17 protein-coding genes are annotated in these 15,340 nt (G+C 57.5%); 13 read left to right on the forward strand and 4 right to left on the reverse strand.

Annotated elements, in window-relative coordinates:
* Window positions 1-7: 7 nt before the first annotated feature.
* Window positions 8-1,240: a Tm-1-like ATP-binding domain-containing protein gene (locus PFY00_RS09820; RefSeq protein ID WP_271432381.1), complete on the forward strand. Its 1,233-nt coding sequence runs from the start codon at window positions 8-10 to the stop codon at window positions 1,238-1,240.
* Here PFY00_RS09820 and hpaR read toward each other — a convergent pair.
* Window positions 1,237-1,674: a homoprotocatechuate degradation operon regulator HpaR gene (gene hpaR / locus PFY00_RS09825; protein ID WP_271432382.1), complete on the reverse strand. Its 438-nt coding sequence runs from the start codon at window positions 1,672-1,674 to the stop codon at window positions 1,237-1,239. The two genes, PFY00_RS09820 and hpaR, sit on opposite strands and share 4 nt — an antisense overlap.
* A 107-nt stretch (window positions 1,675-1,781) precedes the next feature.
* On the opposite strand from hpaR, the gene PFY00_RS09830 reads away from it, so the two are divergent.
* The 7 genes from PFY00_RS09830 (at window position 1,782) to paaZ (ending at window position 10,073) form a co-directional block, all read left to right on the forward strand.
* A complete protein-coding gene (locus PFY00_RS09830) occupies window positions 1,782-2,171 on the forward strand; it encodes a 5-carboxymethyl-2-hydroxymuconate isomerase (RefSeq protein ID WP_271432383.1) in 390 nt (129 codons plus the stop codon).
* Window positions 2,168-3,679: a 5-carboxymethyl-2-hydroxymuconate semialdehyde dehydrogenase gene (gene hpaE / locus PFY00_RS09835; protein ID WP_271432384.1), complete on the forward strand. Its 1,512-nt coding sequence runs from the start codon at window positions 2,168-2,170 to the stop codon at window positions 3,677-3,679. The genes PFY00_RS09830 and hpaE overlap by 4 nt, the downstream gene beginning before the upstream one ends.
* On the forward strand, window positions 3,679-4,662 hold the full coding sequence (gene hpaD, locus PFY00_RS09840; protein WP_271432385.1) for a 3,4-dihydroxyphenylacetate 2,3-dioxygenase: 984 nt from the start codon (window positions 3,679-3,681) through the stop codon (window positions 4,660-4,662). Before hpaE ends, hpaD begins: the two co-directional genes overlap by 1 nt.
* Window positions 4,663-4,739: 77 nt before the next feature.
* Complete coding sequence (locus PFY00_RS09845) at window positions 4,740-6,137, forward strand: pyridoxal phosphate-dependent decarboxylase family protein (protein WP_271432386.1); 1,398 nt, start codon at window positions 4,740-4,742, stop codon at window positions 6,135-6,137.
* Complete coding sequence (locus tag PFY00_RS09850; RefSeq protein WP_271432387.1) at window positions 6,134-6,988, forward strand: fumarylacetoacetate hydrolase family protein; 855 nt, start codon at window positions 6,134-6,136, stop codon at window positions 6,986-6,988. Before PFY00_RS09845 ends, PFY00_RS09850 begins: the two co-directional genes overlap by 4 nt.
* Window positions 6,985-7,785 carry a 2-oxo-hept-4-ene-1,7-dioate hydratase gene (hpaH, locus tag PFY00_RS09855; RefSeq protein WP_271432388.1) on the forward strand — a complete coding sequence of 267 codons (801 nt, stop codon included), beginning with the start codon at window positions 6,985-6,987 and terminating at the stop codon, window positions 7,783-7,785. Before PFY00_RS09850 ends, hpaH begins: the two co-directional genes overlap by 4 nt.
* A gap of 257 nt (window positions 7,786-8,042) precedes the next feature.
* Window positions 8,043-10,073: a phenylacetic acid degradation bifunctional protein PaaZ gene (paaZ, locus tag PFY00_RS09860; RefSeq protein WP_271432389.1), complete on the forward strand. Its 2,031-nt coding sequence runs from the start codon at window positions 8,043-8,045 to the stop codon at window positions 10,071-10,073.
* Between the two features lie 28 nt (window positions 10,074-10,101).
* Here the strand turns inward: paaZ and PFY00_RS09865 are convergent, their stop codons facing one another.
* Together PFY00_RS09865 and PFY00_RS09870 are read right to left on the reverse strand one after the other, a co-directional pair.
* Window positions 10,102-10,815: a hypothetical protein gene (locus tag PFY00_RS09865; RefSeq protein ID WP_271432390.1), complete on the reverse strand. Its 714-nt coding sequence runs from the start codon at window positions 10,813-10,815 to the stop codon at window positions 10,102-10,104.
* The gene (locus PFY00_RS09870) at window positions 10,787-11,080 is read right to left on the reverse strand and encodes a hypothetical protein (protein WP_271432391.1); all 294 of its coding nucleotides are present in this window, start codon (window positions 11,078-11,080) and stop codon (window positions 10,787-10,789) included. Before PFY00_RS09870 ends, PFY00_RS09865 begins: the two co-directional genes overlap by 29 nt.
* A gap of 175 nt (window positions 11,081-11,255) precedes the next feature.
* On the opposite strand from PFY00_RS09870, the gene PFY00_RS09875 reads away from it, so the two are divergent.
* From PFY00_RS09875 to PFY00_RS09895, 5 genes are all read left to right on the forward strand, one after another.
* A complete protein-coding gene (locus tag PFY00_RS09875) occupies window positions 11,256-11,717 on the forward strand; it encodes a hypothetical protein (RefSeq protein WP_271432392.1) in 462 nt (153 codons plus the stop codon).
* A 122-nt stretch (window positions 11,718-11,839) separates the two neighbouring features.
* A complete protein-coding gene (smpB, locus tag PFY00_RS09880) occupies window positions 11,840-12,316 on the forward strand; it encodes an SsrA-binding protein SmpB (RefSeq protein WP_271432393.1) in 477 nt (158 codons plus the stop codon).
* Window positions 12,317-12,441: 125 nt separating this feature from the next.
* The gene (locus tag PFY00_RS09885) at window positions 12,442-12,729 is read left to right on the forward strand and encodes a hypothetical protein (protein WP_271432394.1); all 288 of its coding nucleotides are present in this window, start codon (window positions 12,442-12,444) and stop codon (window positions 12,727-12,729) included.
* Window positions 12,730-12,842: 113 nt separating this feature from the next.
* Window positions 12,843-13,715 carry a 3-mercaptopyruvate sulfurtransferase gene (sseA, locus tag PFY00_RS09890; protein ID WP_271432395.1) on the forward strand — a complete coding sequence of 291 codons (873 nt, stop codon included), beginning with the start codon at window positions 12,843-12,845 and terminating at the stop codon, window positions 13,713-13,715.
* The gene (locus PFY00_RS09895) at window positions 13,715-14,899 is read left to right on the forward strand and encodes an amino acid aminotransferase (protein WP_271432396.1); all 1,185 of its coding nucleotides are present in this window, start codon (window positions 13,715-13,717) and stop codon (window positions 14,897-14,899) included. The genes sseA and PFY00_RS09895 overlap by 1 nt, the downstream gene beginning before the upstream one ends.
* A 69-nt stretch (window positions 14,900-14,968) precedes the next feature.
* Here the strand turns inward: PFY00_RS09895 and PFY00_RS09900 are convergent, their stop codons facing one another.
* On the reverse strand, window positions 14,969-15,313 hold the full coding sequence (locus tag PFY00_RS09900; protein WP_271432397.1) for an antibiotic biosynthesis monooxygenase family protein: 345 nt from the start codon (window positions 15,311-15,313) through the stop codon (window positions 14,969-14,971).
* Window positions 15,314-15,340: the final 27 nt, after the last annotated feature.

Genomic DNA, 15,340 nt, shown 5'->3' on the forward strand with positions numbered 1-15,340 from the left:
GAGGCTCATGCCTGACAAAACCATACTCGTGATCGGCACCTACGACACGAAGGACGACGAACTGAGCTTTCTGGCTGACGTGATCCGCGAGCAGGGTGGCAGGGTCGTGACCATGGATGTGTCGGTTCTGGGTGATCCGTCACAACCGACGGACCATTCAAAGCATGATGTCGCTGCCGAGGGCGGGAGCACAATTCAAGCGGCGATTGACAGTGGTGACGAAAACCAGGCCATGCAGATCATGGCAAAGGGCGCGAGCCTGCTGGCGGCGCGTTTGCATCGCGAAGGTGTCTTCGATGGCATGATCGTGCTGGGTGGAACAATGGGCACCGACCTTGCGCTGGACGTCGCCTCGGCGCTGCCACTGGGCGTGCCGAAATACATCGTATCCACGGTTTCGTTTTCGCCCCTGATACCGGCGGAACGACTGGCTGCCGATACGCAGATGATCCTCTGGGCTGGTGGGCTTTATGGGTTGAATGCGGTTTGCAAGGCATCGCTTTCGCAGGCCGCTGGTGCGGTTCTGGGCGCTGCAAGGGCTGTGCAGAAACCAGACCCTGACAAACCGTTGGTTGGAATGATGTCGCTTGGGACCTCAGCTCTGAAATACGTGATCCCTCTTAAACCTGCGCTTGAAGAGCGCGGTTTCGAGGTAGCCGTGTTTCACGCAACGGGTATGGGCGGACGCGCCTTTGAAAGTCTGGCTGGCCAAGGGGCCTTTGCTTGTGTGTTCGACTTTTGCACGCAGGAACTGGGCAATCACGTGAACGGTTCGAACATTTCGGCCGGGGCTGATCGACTGACCAATGCCGGGGCGCACGGCACCCCGCAAATCGTGGCACCGGGATGCTATGATCTTGTGGACGTTGTGGGGTGGCAGCCGATTTCGGACAAGTGGGACAAGCATCTCAAACACGAACACAACCGCCTGCTGACCTCCATCGTTCTACAGGCCGACGAAACAAGGCTGGTGGCCCGCGCGCATTCTCAGCAGCTTGCCCAGTCAAAAGGACCGGTCGCATTGATCCTGCCCGAACACGGGCTCGGGGAATGGGATCGCGAAGGGGCGGATCTGCACAATCCCGAAGGTTTGTCAGCCTTCCTCGCCGAATTGGAAGCAACCCTGCCGGACAATGTGCAAAGCCATCGGATTTCGTGTCACATCAACGATCCGGGTTTTGCGGACAAAGCGCTGGAAATCTTTGATCAATGGCGGGCCGACGGAACCCTCAAAGTTTAGCCCTTTGAAGAGGTATCCAGCATCGCCAGCAAATCCAGCAGGGTTTCATAGTTTTCCTGTCCCAGCGTGTCTTTGAAATCCGAAACGATTTGTGCGGCCTTTGGTGCTCGTTCGTCGATGATTTTCTGGCCGTCTGGCGTGATTTCGATGAATTGCCGTCGCCGATCCTTGTCGTCACGGGTTTGGGTGATCAGTCCCTTGTCGCGCAGGGTGGCGGCAATGCGGGTCAGACTGGGAAACAGCAGGCTGGACCGATCCGCGAGCGTTTTGGCGTCCATGCGGCCGTATTCGTCCAAGACGCGCAGAACCCGCCATTGCTGTTCTGTTATTCCGGTTTCGGCCAACATTTCACGGATTGGTGCCATGACACCTTCGCGTGCACGGATCAGCGCGATAGGAAGGGACCGGGTGGTCGAAGGCATGGATTTGGTCATGTGGGCCTCTATGATCGTCCGGCATCCAAGTGCACTGCAATTCGGGTGTTGACAACCAAGCATACCATTAATTAACTTCGCAACAATTAACATGTTAAGGAAAAGGGATGCCGCACTTCCACATCGAATATTCCGCCAATGTCGAAGAGGCCGTCGATATGGGTGCGCTGTGCGAAGCGATCCGCGCTGAAGCTGCCTCGATCGATGCCTTTCCTATGCCGGGAATCCGCGTTCGGGCAACGCGTGTAGATCATGTGGCCATGGCTGACGGGAATCCCAAACACGGCTTCATTGATCTGAGTATCCGCCTTCGCGCTGGTCGGACGGACGCGGTCAAAAAGGATGCCATCACCCGGATCTTCGCGGTTATGAAGGAATTCCTGGCGCCGGCGATGGAGGTCCGCTCAATCGCCTTGTCGGCTGAGATCCGAGACATCGATGCCGATCGTTCACTCAAATTCGGAACCGTCCGCAATCATCTGGAGGACAAAGCATGAGCGTGCTGGAAGACAACATCGCGAAACTGGATGGCTACCTTGCCCGCTTTCGCGAAGGCGGCATTTCAAACAGGATTGCCGGGAAGGATTGCGCTGGTTCCCAAGGACTCTTCCAGACGATTTCGCCCGTCGACAAATCCGTGATTTGTGATGTGGCGCATGGGGCCGCCGACGACATCGACACGGCCGCGCATGCAGCGCATGACGCCTTTGGCGAGTGGCGGGACCTGCCTGCGACAGAGCGCAGGAAAATCCTGATCCGCATTGCCGAAGGCATCGAGGCTCGCGCCGAGGAGATTGCCCTGTGCGAATGCTGGGACACGGGCCAAGCCTACAAGTTCATGTCCAAGGCAGCATTGCGCGGGGCCGAGAACTTTCGCTATTTTGCGGATCAGGTGGTGCAAGCGCGTGACGGGCAGCACCTCAAATCTCCGACACTGATGAACATCACCACGCGCGTTCCCATTGGGCCCGTGGGTGTCATCACGCCGTGGAACACACCGTTTATGCTGTCCACCTGGAAGATCGCGCCTGCACTTGCGGCAGGTTGCACTGTGGTACACAAACCAGCCGAGGCCTCTCCTGTGACCGCACGGCTGTTGGTCGAGATCGCCGAAGAAGCCGGTCTGCCGCCCGGTGTGCTGAACACGGTCAACGGGTTTGGTGAGGGCGCGGGCAAAGCGCTTTGTGAGCATCCTAAGATCAAGGCGATTGCCTTTGTTGGTGAAAGCCGTACCGGAAGCCTGATCACCAAGCAGGGGGCGGATACGCTCAAACGCAATCATCTCGAATTGGGCGGCAAGAACCCGGTGATCGTGTTTGATGACGCCGATCTTGATCGGGCGCTCGATGCTGCGATCTTCATGATTTATTCGATCAATGGTGAACGCTGCACTTCATCGTCGCGGCTTTTGATCCAGGACACGATCCGGGATGCGTTCGAAGCAAAGCTGATCGAAAGAGTCCAGAACATCAAAGTGGGCCATCCACTGGATCCCAAGACCGAAGTTGGCCCGCTTGTGACCGAAGAGCATTTCAATAAGGTCACCCGCTATTTCGATATCGCCAGACAAGATGGCGCGACCATCGCGGCAGGGGGCGAGGTTGTGGGCGACGAAGGCTACTTCGTTCGTCCGACGCTGTTCACGCAGGCCACCAATGATATGCGGATCGCGCAGGAAGAAATCTTTGGCCCTGTCCTTACGTCCATCCCCTTTGCAACCGAGCAAGAGGCGTTGGAGATGGCCAACGATACGGCCTATGGTCTGACAGGTTACGTCTGGACCAATGATCTGACCCGTGCCCTGCGCTTTACTGACAAACTGGAAGCAGGGATGATCTGGGTGAATTCCGAAAACGTTCGTCACCTGCCCACGCCTTTTGGGGGCGTCAAAGCCAGCGGCATTGGCCGCGATGGCGGGGACTGGTCCTTTGAGTTCTACATGGAGCAAAAGCACATCGGTTTTGCCACCGGCCAGCACAAGATTACAAAACTGGGAGCATTGTGATGCCCGTACCCGCGCCGAACCTGTACCCGGACTTCAACACCATCCGCCTGAGCCACGTGTGCCTGAATGTCAAAGATCTGGCCGCGTCGAGGACCTTCTACACAGAAATCCTCGGCTTTCAGGTCACTGATGAAAGCGACACCCACATCTATCTGCGCGCGATGGAAGAACGCGGGCATCATTGCGTGGTCTTGCAGAAATCGGATCAGCCGGGAACAGTCGAGGTTTTGGGCTTCAAGACCTTTGACGAAGCCGATCTGGACAAGGCCGAAGCCTATTTTCAATCCAAGGGGCGCCCAACCGAATGGGTGGATCGGCCATTTCAGGGACGCACGCTGCTCACGTCGGATAACATGGGCATTCCGTTGGAGTTCTATCACAAGATGGAAAGGCTTGCGCCAATTCACCAAAAATACGCGTTGTATCGCGGTGTTAAACCGCTGCGCATCGATCACTTCAACTGTTTCAGCCATGACGTCGATGCATCAGTGGCCTTTTATTCCGATTTCGGATTTCGCGTGACGGAATACACCGAGGATGAGCAAAGCAAGAAGCTCTGGGCCGCGTGGATGCATCGCAAGGGTGGTGTGCATGACATGGCCTTTACCAACGGCACCGGGCCGCGCATGCACCACGTTGCCTTTTGGGTGCCGACACCTATCAATATCATTGATCTGCTCGATCTGATGGCCACCACCGGCTACGTCTGCAACATCGAACGCGGTCCGGGACGACATGGCATTTCCAATGCTTTTTTTCTCTACGTTCTTGACCCGGATGGGCACCGGATCGAGATTTACTGCTCGGACTACCAGACCGTTGATCCAGACCTTGAGCCGATCAAGTGGGATTTGCAGGACCCTCAGCGCCAGACGCTTTGGGGCGCTGCTGCACCTGAAAGCTGGTTCAAGCACGGAACGACATTTGTCGGGGTGCAAACCAAGGATTCAGACATTCAGGCCAGCCCGATAATAGCGCCGTAGCCGCAGCCCTGACGCATTCGTATGGCGTCAAGCACCAACAAATCCAAAGCGGATCAAACCAAAAAAAGAGGTAGGCCATGGACTGGAACGAGTTCACTCAGTGGAGCAAGCATCTTGCCGACTGGGGCGCGCAATACCACCAGACACTGCGCGACCGGCCTGTTCGCGCCCAGACAAAGCCCGGTGATATCGCGGCGCAATTGCCTCAGCATCCGCCGCAGAGCCCCGAAGATATGGCCACCATTCTCGAGGATTTCGAACAAATCGTAATGCCGGGCATGACCCATTGGCAGCATCCCCGGTTCTTTGCGTATTTCCCGGCCAATGCTGCGCCGCCGTCCATGCTGGCGGAACAGCTGGTCAACACTGTCGCGGCCCAATGCATGTTGTGGCAGACGTCGCCAGCGGCCACCGAGGTCGAAGGCCGGATGGTTGACTGGATGCGATATGCGTTGGGCCTGCCCGATGACTTCACAGGCGTAATTCAGGATTCCGCCTCGTCTGCGACGCTTTCTGCGGTGTTGACCATGCGGGAAAAGGCGACCGGGTTCACCGGCAATCGCGAAGGGCTTTCGGCCAAGGGGCGGCTGAGGATCTACTGTTCCGATCAAGTGCATTCCTCGATTGACCGTGCCTGTTGGGTGGCGGGTATTGGGCAGGACAATCTGGTGAAAATTCCCGGTACGGGTGACCGGTACGGTATGGACGCCAGCGCACTCGATGCCGCGATCCGGGTTGACAAAGCCGCCGGTCATATCCCGGCAGGCGTTATCGCCATTACCGGCGGGACAGGTGTCGGGGCATGTGATGATTTGCAGGCGATTGCGGCTGTGGCCAAAGACCATGATCTATATACGCATCTGGATGCGGCATGGGCCGGATCGGCGATGATCTGCCCTGAATTCAGGGCAGCGTTTTGGTCGGGTGCCGAAGACTTTGACAGCATTGTCTTCAATCCGCACAAATGGCTGGGTGCGCAGTTTGACTGTTCTATCCAATTCCTGCGCGACGCCACAGCGCAACTGAACACGCTCAAGATCGAACCGGAATACCTGAAAACCACGGGCGATGCTGTCACCAACTATTCTGAATGGACCATTCCTCTGGGCCGCAGGTTTCGGGCGCTCAAACTGTGGTTCCTGATCCGGTCGTATGGGTTGGAAGGTCTGCAAGCGCGTATTCGCAATCACGTCGTTTGGGCAGAAGAGTTGGCAGACAAGATTGCGGCCATGGAGGGTTTCGAAATCACCACCGATCCTATTCTGAGCTTGTTTTCGTTCCGCTGCCCCGGCGACGACGACATGCAGCAAAGGTTGGTGGATGCCATCAATGATGACGGGCGCATCTACCTGACACAGGGCGCTTTTGCGGGACGCAAGATCATCCGGCTTCAGGTGGGGCAGTTCGACACAACACGTGACGATGTCATGACCGTGGCTACCGTCACTCAAGAGGTCTGGGAGGCCATCAAATGAAGTTCGCGACATACAGCAGTAACGGCGAGACCTTTTACGGTGCCGTGACCGAAAACGGCATGATCGCATTGAACGACGTCTGCCCTCAGTGGCCGACACTCTTTGACGCAGTTCAGGCTGGTGGATTGGATGCTTTGGCCGAGGCTGCCAAAGACAGGCCGGTGTCCCATACAAAGTATGCCTATGAAATGGTTCTGCCGAATGCGCGGCGCATTCTGTGTGTCGGAGTGAACTTTCCGGACCGCAATGCCGAATACAAGGACGGCTCGGAACAGCCCAAGTTCATGTCTCTGTTTCCTCGGTTTGCTTCGGGTTTTACCGGGCATGATCGCCCTTTGATCCGCCCACCCGAAAGTGCGCAACTCGACTATGAAGGCGAGGTTGCAATTGTCATTGGCAAAGGCGGGCGCCGGATCGCACAAAAGGACGCCTACGATCACATTGCGGCCCTGACCCTGTGCAACGAAGGGACGATCCGAGACTGGGTGCGCCACGCCAAATTCAACGTCACGCAGGGCAAAAACTGGGATAGGTCCGGCGCGATCGGCCCTTGGCTGGTGCCCTTTGCCGATGCGGCGCAGCTGGACGATGCACGCATAGTGACACGCGTGAATGGAGAAGTGCGCCAAGATGATGTTTTATCCCGCATGATGCATCCCATCCGGCGCGAGATTGAATATATCTCGACGTTCATGACGCTCGAGCCTGGCGACATTATCGTGACAGGCACGCCGACAGGATCCGGCGCAAGGCTGGACCCGCCGCAATTCCTGAAACCGGGCGATGTGGTCGAAGTCGAGGTGAACGGTATCGGTGTGCTGCGCAACACCGTGCAGGATGAAGCGCCATGACACCACAGGACCACAGCACAGCCGCGCAGGACCTGCTTCGGGCAGAGCAGACAGGAAAACAAATAGGCCTGCTGACCCAGCGTTTTCCGGACATGGGTATGGACGATGCCTATGCCATTCAAAATGCAATCTATCGCGCCAAGCTGGCTCAGGGCCGGTCGGTTGTTGGCTGGAAAATCGGTCTGACGTCAAAAGCGATGCAAAATGCGTTGAACATCGACATCCCCGATAGCGGCATTCTGTTTGACGATATGGTTTTTGAAACCGGATCAACCGTGCCGAAACAGAGGTTCATCCAACCCCGTATCGAGGCCGAAATTGCCTTTGTGATGAAATCTGCGATCGGCGGAACAGAAGTCACGCGTGAGGATGTGATTGATGCGACGGACTATGTTGCCCCATCCATAGAAATCCTCGACACGCGGATCGTGCGGGTCGATGCGAAGACTGGCAAAACGCGAACTGTCTTTGACACGATCAGCGACAATGCGGCCAATGCCGGTGTGGTCTTGGGTGATCAGAAACATGCCGTCGATGCGTTTGATCTGCGCTGGATCGGTGCAATCACTGCGCGCAATGGTGACGTGGAAGAAACCGGGCTCGGGGCAGGGGTCTTGAACGATCCGGTCGAAAGCGTGGTCTGGCTGGCCCGGCGTATGGCCGGATATGGGCAAAGTATTGAACCCGGTCAGATCATCTTGTCCGGCAGTTTTATCCGGCCGGTTGAATGCCCCTCTGGCACAAAAATTCATGCTGACTTTGGCTCATTCGGGTCGGTTGATATCGCATTCGCCTGAGGGCTCAGCGCCGTTGTACGCCGGACCCGCGCTAATCCAGCGTTGGGCAGGAAGCTCATTCGTTCCCGATTAGGGCAGCCCCGACTGACAACGGGCTGACGACCATCCGGCGATAGGGTGAAGTGATCTGACAGAAGGGCGCGGTGGCCGCTGGCAAGCCGTCAGTGAAAGGTCATATCCGAAGTCTGCGATTTTAGCGGTTTGATCTTACACGCCCGCACTGGAATAGTCGCCTGCAAAGGATGAGAGGAATTACCATGACGCTTCAGGGAGTATGCAGTTTTGCCCAGGGTGAATGGGTTTCACCGGGCGAGCACACAAGACGCATTGCTGATGCGGTCACGGGGCAGGATTTTGCCGAAGCCGGTGGCGCTTCGCTTGATTTCGCGGAAATGCGCCGCTGGGCCAGACAGAACGGCGGGAACGCTCTGCGCACCATGACGTTTCATGATCGTGCCCGCATGCTCAAAGCGCTGGCGCTATATCTGGGAGAGCGGAAACAAGCGCTCTATGATCTGTCCTATCGGACCGGTGCGACGCTGGCCGATAGCAAGATCGACATTGATGGCGGGATCGGCACGATGCTGGTTATCGCCTCCAAGGGTCGCCGCGAGATGCCGGACTCCCAAGTCTATTTGGATGGCGATGTGGAACAGCTGTCCCGTGGCGGGACGTTTCTGGGCCAGCATATCTGCACCCCACTGCGCGGGGTTGCTGTGCATATCAATGCTTTCAATTTTCCGGTCTGGGGCATGTTGGAGAAACTGGCGCCCACGCTATTGGCGGGCATGCCGGCCATCGTAAAGCCAGCGACAGACAGCTGCTATGTCACCGAGGCCTGCGTCCGTATGATGTTGGACAGTGGTCTTTTGCCCGAGGGCGCATTGCAATTGGTGACTGGCGGCTTGGGCGATCTTCTCGACCGTTTGGATTGTCAGGATGTGGTTAGCTTTACCGGTTCGGCTGAAACGGCCTTCAAGCTGCGGTCAAACCCGCATCTGTTGCGCGAGTCGGTCCGCTTCGTCGCCGAACAGGATAGCCTTAACGCATCGGTTCTGGGTCCCGACGCGGTTCCGGGAACGCCTGAATTTGATTTGTTCGTTAAGGAAGCCCATCGCGAGATGACGGCAAAGGCCGGGCAGAAGTGTACCGCGATCCGCCGGATCATCGCGCCTGACGCGCATGTCCCGGCATTGATCGCTGCGCTTTCTCAAAAGCTGACCGACACGCGGATCGGGGCGCCTGATCTGGAAACGACCCGAATGGGGGCGCTGATTTCAAACAAACAACGCGCTGATGTTCTGGCCAAGCTGGAATTGTTGGGACCAGAAACCGAACGCGTTTGTGGCGATCCGCAGAACTTTGATGTGGATGGGGCTGATGCCTCCGAAGGGGCCTTTCTGCCGCCGGTACTGCTGTATTGTGCAAACCCGGATGCGGCGCAGCGGGTTCACGACACCGAAGCCTTTGGTCCGGTATCCACGGTTATGGGGTATCAGGACCTGGAGCATGCCATGGCTTTGGTGAACCGAGGGGGTGGCAGTCTCGTGGCCTCGGTTGTCACCGGCGATGGAGACGTCGCACGGCAGGTCGCGTTGTCCGCCGGTGCGTTTCATGGCCGACTTTATTTCAACAATGCAACCTCGATGAAGGAAAGCACAGGGCACGGATCGCCACTGCCTCATATGGTGCACGGCGGGCCGGGTCGGGCCGGGGGCGGCGAAGAGCTTGGCGGTGTGCGGGGCGTTATGCATTACATGCAGCGCACGGCGATTCAGGGCAGCCCGGACATATTGACGGCGATTGGCGGCACCTGGTTTCCCGGCGCGCGTGAAACAGAGCGCGATACACATCCCTTTACGCGTCGCTACGGTGATCTGCAGATCGGCGACACGCTGCAGACCGCAAGCCGGGAAATCACGCTGGAGGATGTCGAACACTTCGCAAAGTTCACGGGCGACACATTCTATGCGCACATGGACGAAGAGGCCGCCAAGCGAAATCCGTTCTTTCCCGGACGCGTTGCGCACGGTTACCTGCTCTTGTCATTTGCAGCGGGCTTGTTCGTTCAACCGGACGAAGGACCGGTTCTGGCCAACACAGGCTTGGAAAACCTGCGGTTCATGAAGCCGGTTCGGCCGGGTGCTCATCTGAAGGTGCGATTGACGGTCAAGAAGAAAACACCGCGGACCGACAGTTATGGTGAAGTGCGCTGGGACGTGCAGTTGCGGGATCAGGACGACGATGTCGTTGGCGAATACGATCTGCTGACAATGGTCGCATTCTGACCCTCTCCCAACGAGGGGGCGGGCGTGATCAAACCACTTCGATCACGCCTTTGTCGATGGCCAGCATGTAGCCGCGCCGCGCGATATTCTTGACCAGCAATTCGCTGACCAACTGATTGCCCAAACCATCGCGCAGGCGTTTGATCCGTGTGGCGCCCGCGGCTTCCTCGCAGTCCCCCTCGGAGCGTCCGGAAATGACGGATTCGATCTGTGCGCCGGTCATCATTTCGTCATCCATGCGTGCCTCGGCCAGAACGGCGAGAGTTTCCATCATCGCGTCGGTCAGCTTGAACCCCATTGTGTTTAGGTACACTGTGTTTTCTTCGCGGCTGATGATGAGTGAGCTGACCTGAATGCCAGAGCGTTCGATCTGGGCCATGCGGCGGTTCAAAGCGACGAGCATCACGAGAAACACCAACGCCGCGATCAGCAGGGCTGCCGAAAACACCAGCAGCACGAAGATCACCAAACGGTAGCTGGCCAGAACTTCGGCAAAGCTGGTTCCCGACTGCGCCAGGATTTCCAGAAGTTTCACTTCGGCCTGACTGGTCAGATCGTCATTCTCGACAAAGATCCGTTCAACTCTGGAGTTGAAGGCATCCCCATCAGGAAGGGTCAAAAGCAATCCGGCGCCGGCAAGTCCCAGAATGACAACGATCGCGACAATACCGATTGTCACGATCCTGCTGCCAGATCTGCGGTTAACGGCTACGTCAGAATCGGAGGTAAAAGTCACCGGCATTTGCCCTTTTCTTGACAGACGGAGTTTTGTCGGACAGGCCGACGATGTTCAGCAGGGTCCAGCCACCGGCATCCAGTCGTGAACTTGCGGCGCGCGCGGCGGCTTTTTTACCCGGACAGTCGCCGTTTAGCGAAAGTACGCCGTAGTGCAGCCTGAGTGGGCTGTCCTGCTTTGCCTTGTACTCGACATAGCAGTCCGCTGCAGCCGCATTTGGCAAGGTCGTGGCGGCAAGCGCCAATGAGAGTGTAACGATGAGTGTTTTCATGTGGCCAGAGTGATCCGTGTGCCTTTGAAATTCAATAACAATGCTTGGTTCGTAGTCCGGCTATTCAATAGCCACGGGCCGTTATTGCCTGATTTTTGGGAAAGAGACGAGTGTGGGATCAGGCGCTGTCTGTAGCGCGTCCACACTTAACACATGAACCGAAAGGACCTGTCTCATGTCTCGTAAATTCATCACTGGCGTTCTTGTCGTCGCTGCAACCATCACGGCATTTGCCGCGGCCCCGGCGCGCGCTGACAACGACGATCTCAAGCGATTTGTCGGTGCAGCAGCCACCTTGTATCTGCTGGGTCGTGCAATCGAGCATGCCGGTGACAATGGCTATACCGTCCGCACTCACGGCTATGTCCACAATGGCCATGGCGCGCACAATGGGCATGGCTATGTTCCGCGGCCCCGTCACAATGTGCGTCCGCCACTTCCACGAAAGTGTCTGGTGCGTGTGAACAAGCCTTGGACGAAATACGCGCTTGGTGCGGGATGCCTGAAAAACAGCTACCGCGCTTTTAACAAGCTTCCCCAGCGCTGTGCGATGCAGATCCAACGCAAGAAGGGCAAAGCCTGGGGCTATGCCGCACGCTGCCTCTTGCGCAGTGGCTACAAACTTGCCCGTCACTGATTGAGCTGCCTGAAACCGGATACTGGGCCCTTGCTGTGCGAGGGCCCATTTCTTTGGATTGGTTGTGCAGTGGTGATGGTCAACCCATGGACTTGGGCGCACACAGCGCTTATCTGCGAAGCATGGCCAAGAAACCAGCAACAGACCCGAACTATAAGGTAATCGCCGAGAACCGGCGGGCGCGCTTCGACTATGCGATCGAAGACGATATCGAGTGTGGGATCATTCTGCAGGGCTCTGAGGTTAAATCTCTGCGCGAGAATTCGGCCAACATTGCTGAAAGCTATGCAACGGTTGACGAAGGCGAGCTGTGGCTCGTGAATTCCTACATTGCGCCTTATGACCGCGCCATGTTCAGCCATGAAGAACGCCGGCGCCGTAAACTTCTTGTCTCGCGGCGCGAACTGTCCCGTCTATGGAATGATACGCAGCGCAAGGGCATGACCATCGTGCCGCTGGTGCTCTACTTTAACCACAAGGGCATCGCCAAGCTGAAGATCGGCATCGCCAAAGGCAAAAAGACCGTCGACAAACGCGAGACCGAAGCCAAGCGCGACTGGAGCCGCCAGAAACAACGCTTGCTCAAGCAAAACAGCTAAGTTTCATGTGGCCCCTGCCAGCCGGGGAGAATCGGTAAAGACTTCCCACTACAGCGCTGGCTGCTTTCCCTTTAGGGTCTGCCACGTAAACCCGGACAAGCCGGGCAAAAGGGAAGGGAATACCTATGGAACTGATTATTGGACTGCTTTCGGGCGCTGTTGGCGGCAACGTAGCAGGTGGCCTGCTTAAGAACCTCAATCAGGGCACCTTGATCAATTCACTGTCCGGCATCGTGGGCGGTGGTCTGGGCGGCACGATCCTGTCGGCTCTGGGCGCTGGCGGTGTGGCCGAAGCAGCTGCGGGCGGCGGTATGGATATTGCGTCCATCCTCGGTCAGGTTGCCGGTGGCGGTGTTGGCGGCGGTGTTGTGCTGGCGGTTGTCGGCATGGTCCGCAACGCAATGGGCAAGTGAGTGCGTCTCGCTGGTTGAACCTTTGAAAAAAGGTCCATCAGCGGCATCTCATGTTGCAAGATTAGCCCCCGGGGACTATGGACAATTTCGTTCCTTAACCCCCGGGGGTTTTTATGTCTGCCGACGATCCCAAGACGCTGGTCTCGACCGAGTGGCTGGCGCAACATCTCAAAGACCCTGATCTGCGCATCCTTGATGCCAGCTGGTTCATGCCCGCCGAAGGGCGCGACGCCAAGGCCGAGTATGACGCGGCCCACATCCCCGGCGCTCGATTTTTCGACATAGACGAAATTTCAGATTTGCGGTCCGAGTTGCCGCATATGGCGCCACCCATCGAAAAGTTCATGTCCCGGATGCGGGCCATGGGGGTCGGCGACGGCCATCAGGTTGTTGTCTATGACGGGTCGGGGCTTTTTTCTGCGGCCCGGGTCTGGTGGCTCTTTCGCCTGATGGGGCAGGATGATGTTGCGGTGCTGGATGGTGGTCTGCCCAAATGGCTCGCTGAAGGCCGTCCGGTCGAAGACATGCCTCCGGTCATTCGCGATCGTCACATGACCGTGCGCCGTCAGGCGCATCTTGTGCGCGATGTGACACAGGTTTCGGCGGCCTCGAAACTGCGCGATATCGAGATTGTCGATGCCCGCGCAGAAGCAAGGTTCCGCGGCGATGCGCCCGAGCCGCGCGAGGGGCTGCGCGCCGGTCACATCCCTGGCTCCAAGAACGTGCCGTTTACCAGTCTTCTGAAAGCCGACAAGACGATGAAAGCGCCGGCAGACTTGCGGGCCACGTTTGAGGGCGCTGGCGTCGATCTGTCCAAGCCCGTCATCACGACCTGCGGGTCCGGCGTAACAGCCGCTGTGCTGGCTCTGGCAATGGAGCGTTTCGGCAAGAAAGATTACTCGCTTTACGATGGGTCTTGGACCGAATGGGGCCAATTCCCGACCCTGCCCGTTGAAACGGGCCCAGCCTCTTCCGGAGAAGACTGATGTTTGAAGCTCTCAAGCCGCAACCTGCTGACAAGATCCTCGCGCTGATGCAAGCCTACCGTGAGGATCCTCGCGACACCAAAGTTGATCTGGGTGTGGGTGTCTACAAAGATGCAAGTGGTCACACACCGATCATGCGGGCTGTCAAAGCAGCGGAAAAGCAGCTCTGGGAGGTCGAGACAACCAAGTCCTATACAGGACTTGCGGGCGACCCGGGCTATGCCGACGTGATGATCGATCTGATCCTTGGCGATGCGGTTCCGCGCAGCACTGTCGCCGCCGCGGCGACGCCGGGGGGCACTGGGGCGTGTCGGCAGGGTTTCGACCTGATCAAGATGGCCAATCCGAAGGCCCGGGTTTTCGTTTCCAACCCGACCTGGCCCAATCACCTGTCGATCCTGAAGCATATGAACATGGAGATGGTTCCTTATCGCTATTTCGACGATGAAACACGCGGTGTGGATTGTGATGGGATGATGGCGGATCTGGCGAATGTCCAAGCTGGGGATGTTGTTCTCTTGCATGGCTGCTGCCACAATCCAACTGGTGCGAACCTGAATCTGTCAGAGTGGAAACTTGTCGTCGAACACTTGAATAAAACAGGTGCGGTTCCGATGATCGATATCGCTTATCAGGGTTTTGGCGATGGTCTTGAAGAAGACGCGCAAGGCGTGCGTCTCGTGGCTGGCAACTGCCCTGAGGTCCTGATTGCGGCGTCCTGTTCCAAGAACTTCGGCATCTATCGCGAACGTGCGGGCCTGCTTATGGCCGTGTGCAGCGATCCGGACCGAGGCGCGCTGAACCAGCAAACGCTCAATTTCCTGAACCGCCAGAACTATTCGTTTCCACCAGATCATGGTGCGCGTCTTGTCACGATGGTGCTGAATGATCCGGCCCTGCGTGCGGATTGGGCGACTGAACTGGAAGAAGTACGCCTGTCCATGCTGGGCCTGCGCGAGCAATTGGCCAGTGAATTGCAGCGTTTGTCCGGGTCTGACCGCTTTGGCTTTATCGCACAGCACCGTGGTATGTTCTCACGTCTTGGTGCGAGCCCTGATCAGGTTGAGGCGATGCGGCGTGACAGTGCGATCTACATGGTGGGCGACTCGCGTCTGAATATTGCGGGCCTGAACGCGTCGACTGTGCCAATTCTGGCCGAAGCAATCATCAAGGCGGGGGTGTAACGGCGATACGGCGCTCGCTGCAGGCAGCATCGCCCCGCCCGCCGTCCCATCGCGCCCGGTGATGTCAGGTCATCCGTGGCAGGCGATGCTATCGTCTGGTGCCTGATCCCGGTCATGCATGCCGTAGTCGCGCATCACGTGGCAGACTTTCAGATGATAGTCGTCAAAGATGCGCGCGCGGCCCTTGGATTGTGCGTTGCGATGCGCGGCAAGCTTGCGCCAGCGCATAACTGCGGCCTCGTCTTCGAAGAAACTGATCGACAAAAGCTTGTCCGGGTTTGTGAGGCTTTGGAACCGTTCGACGCTGATGAAGCCTTCCATATCCTGCGCAAGGGGTTTCATCTCGGCAGCGATGTCGAGGTAGTTCGGCATCATCCCGTTTTTTGGAATGACTTCGAAAATGATGGCTATCATGGCATGACTCCTGGGCTGATGTGCTTT

The sequence above is a fragment of the Thalassococcus lentus genome (assembly GCF_028023555.1).
Classification (GTDB): Bacteria; Pseudomonadota; Alphaproteobacteria; order Rhodobacterales; family Rhodobacteraceae; genus Thalassococcus_A; species Thalassococcus_A lentus.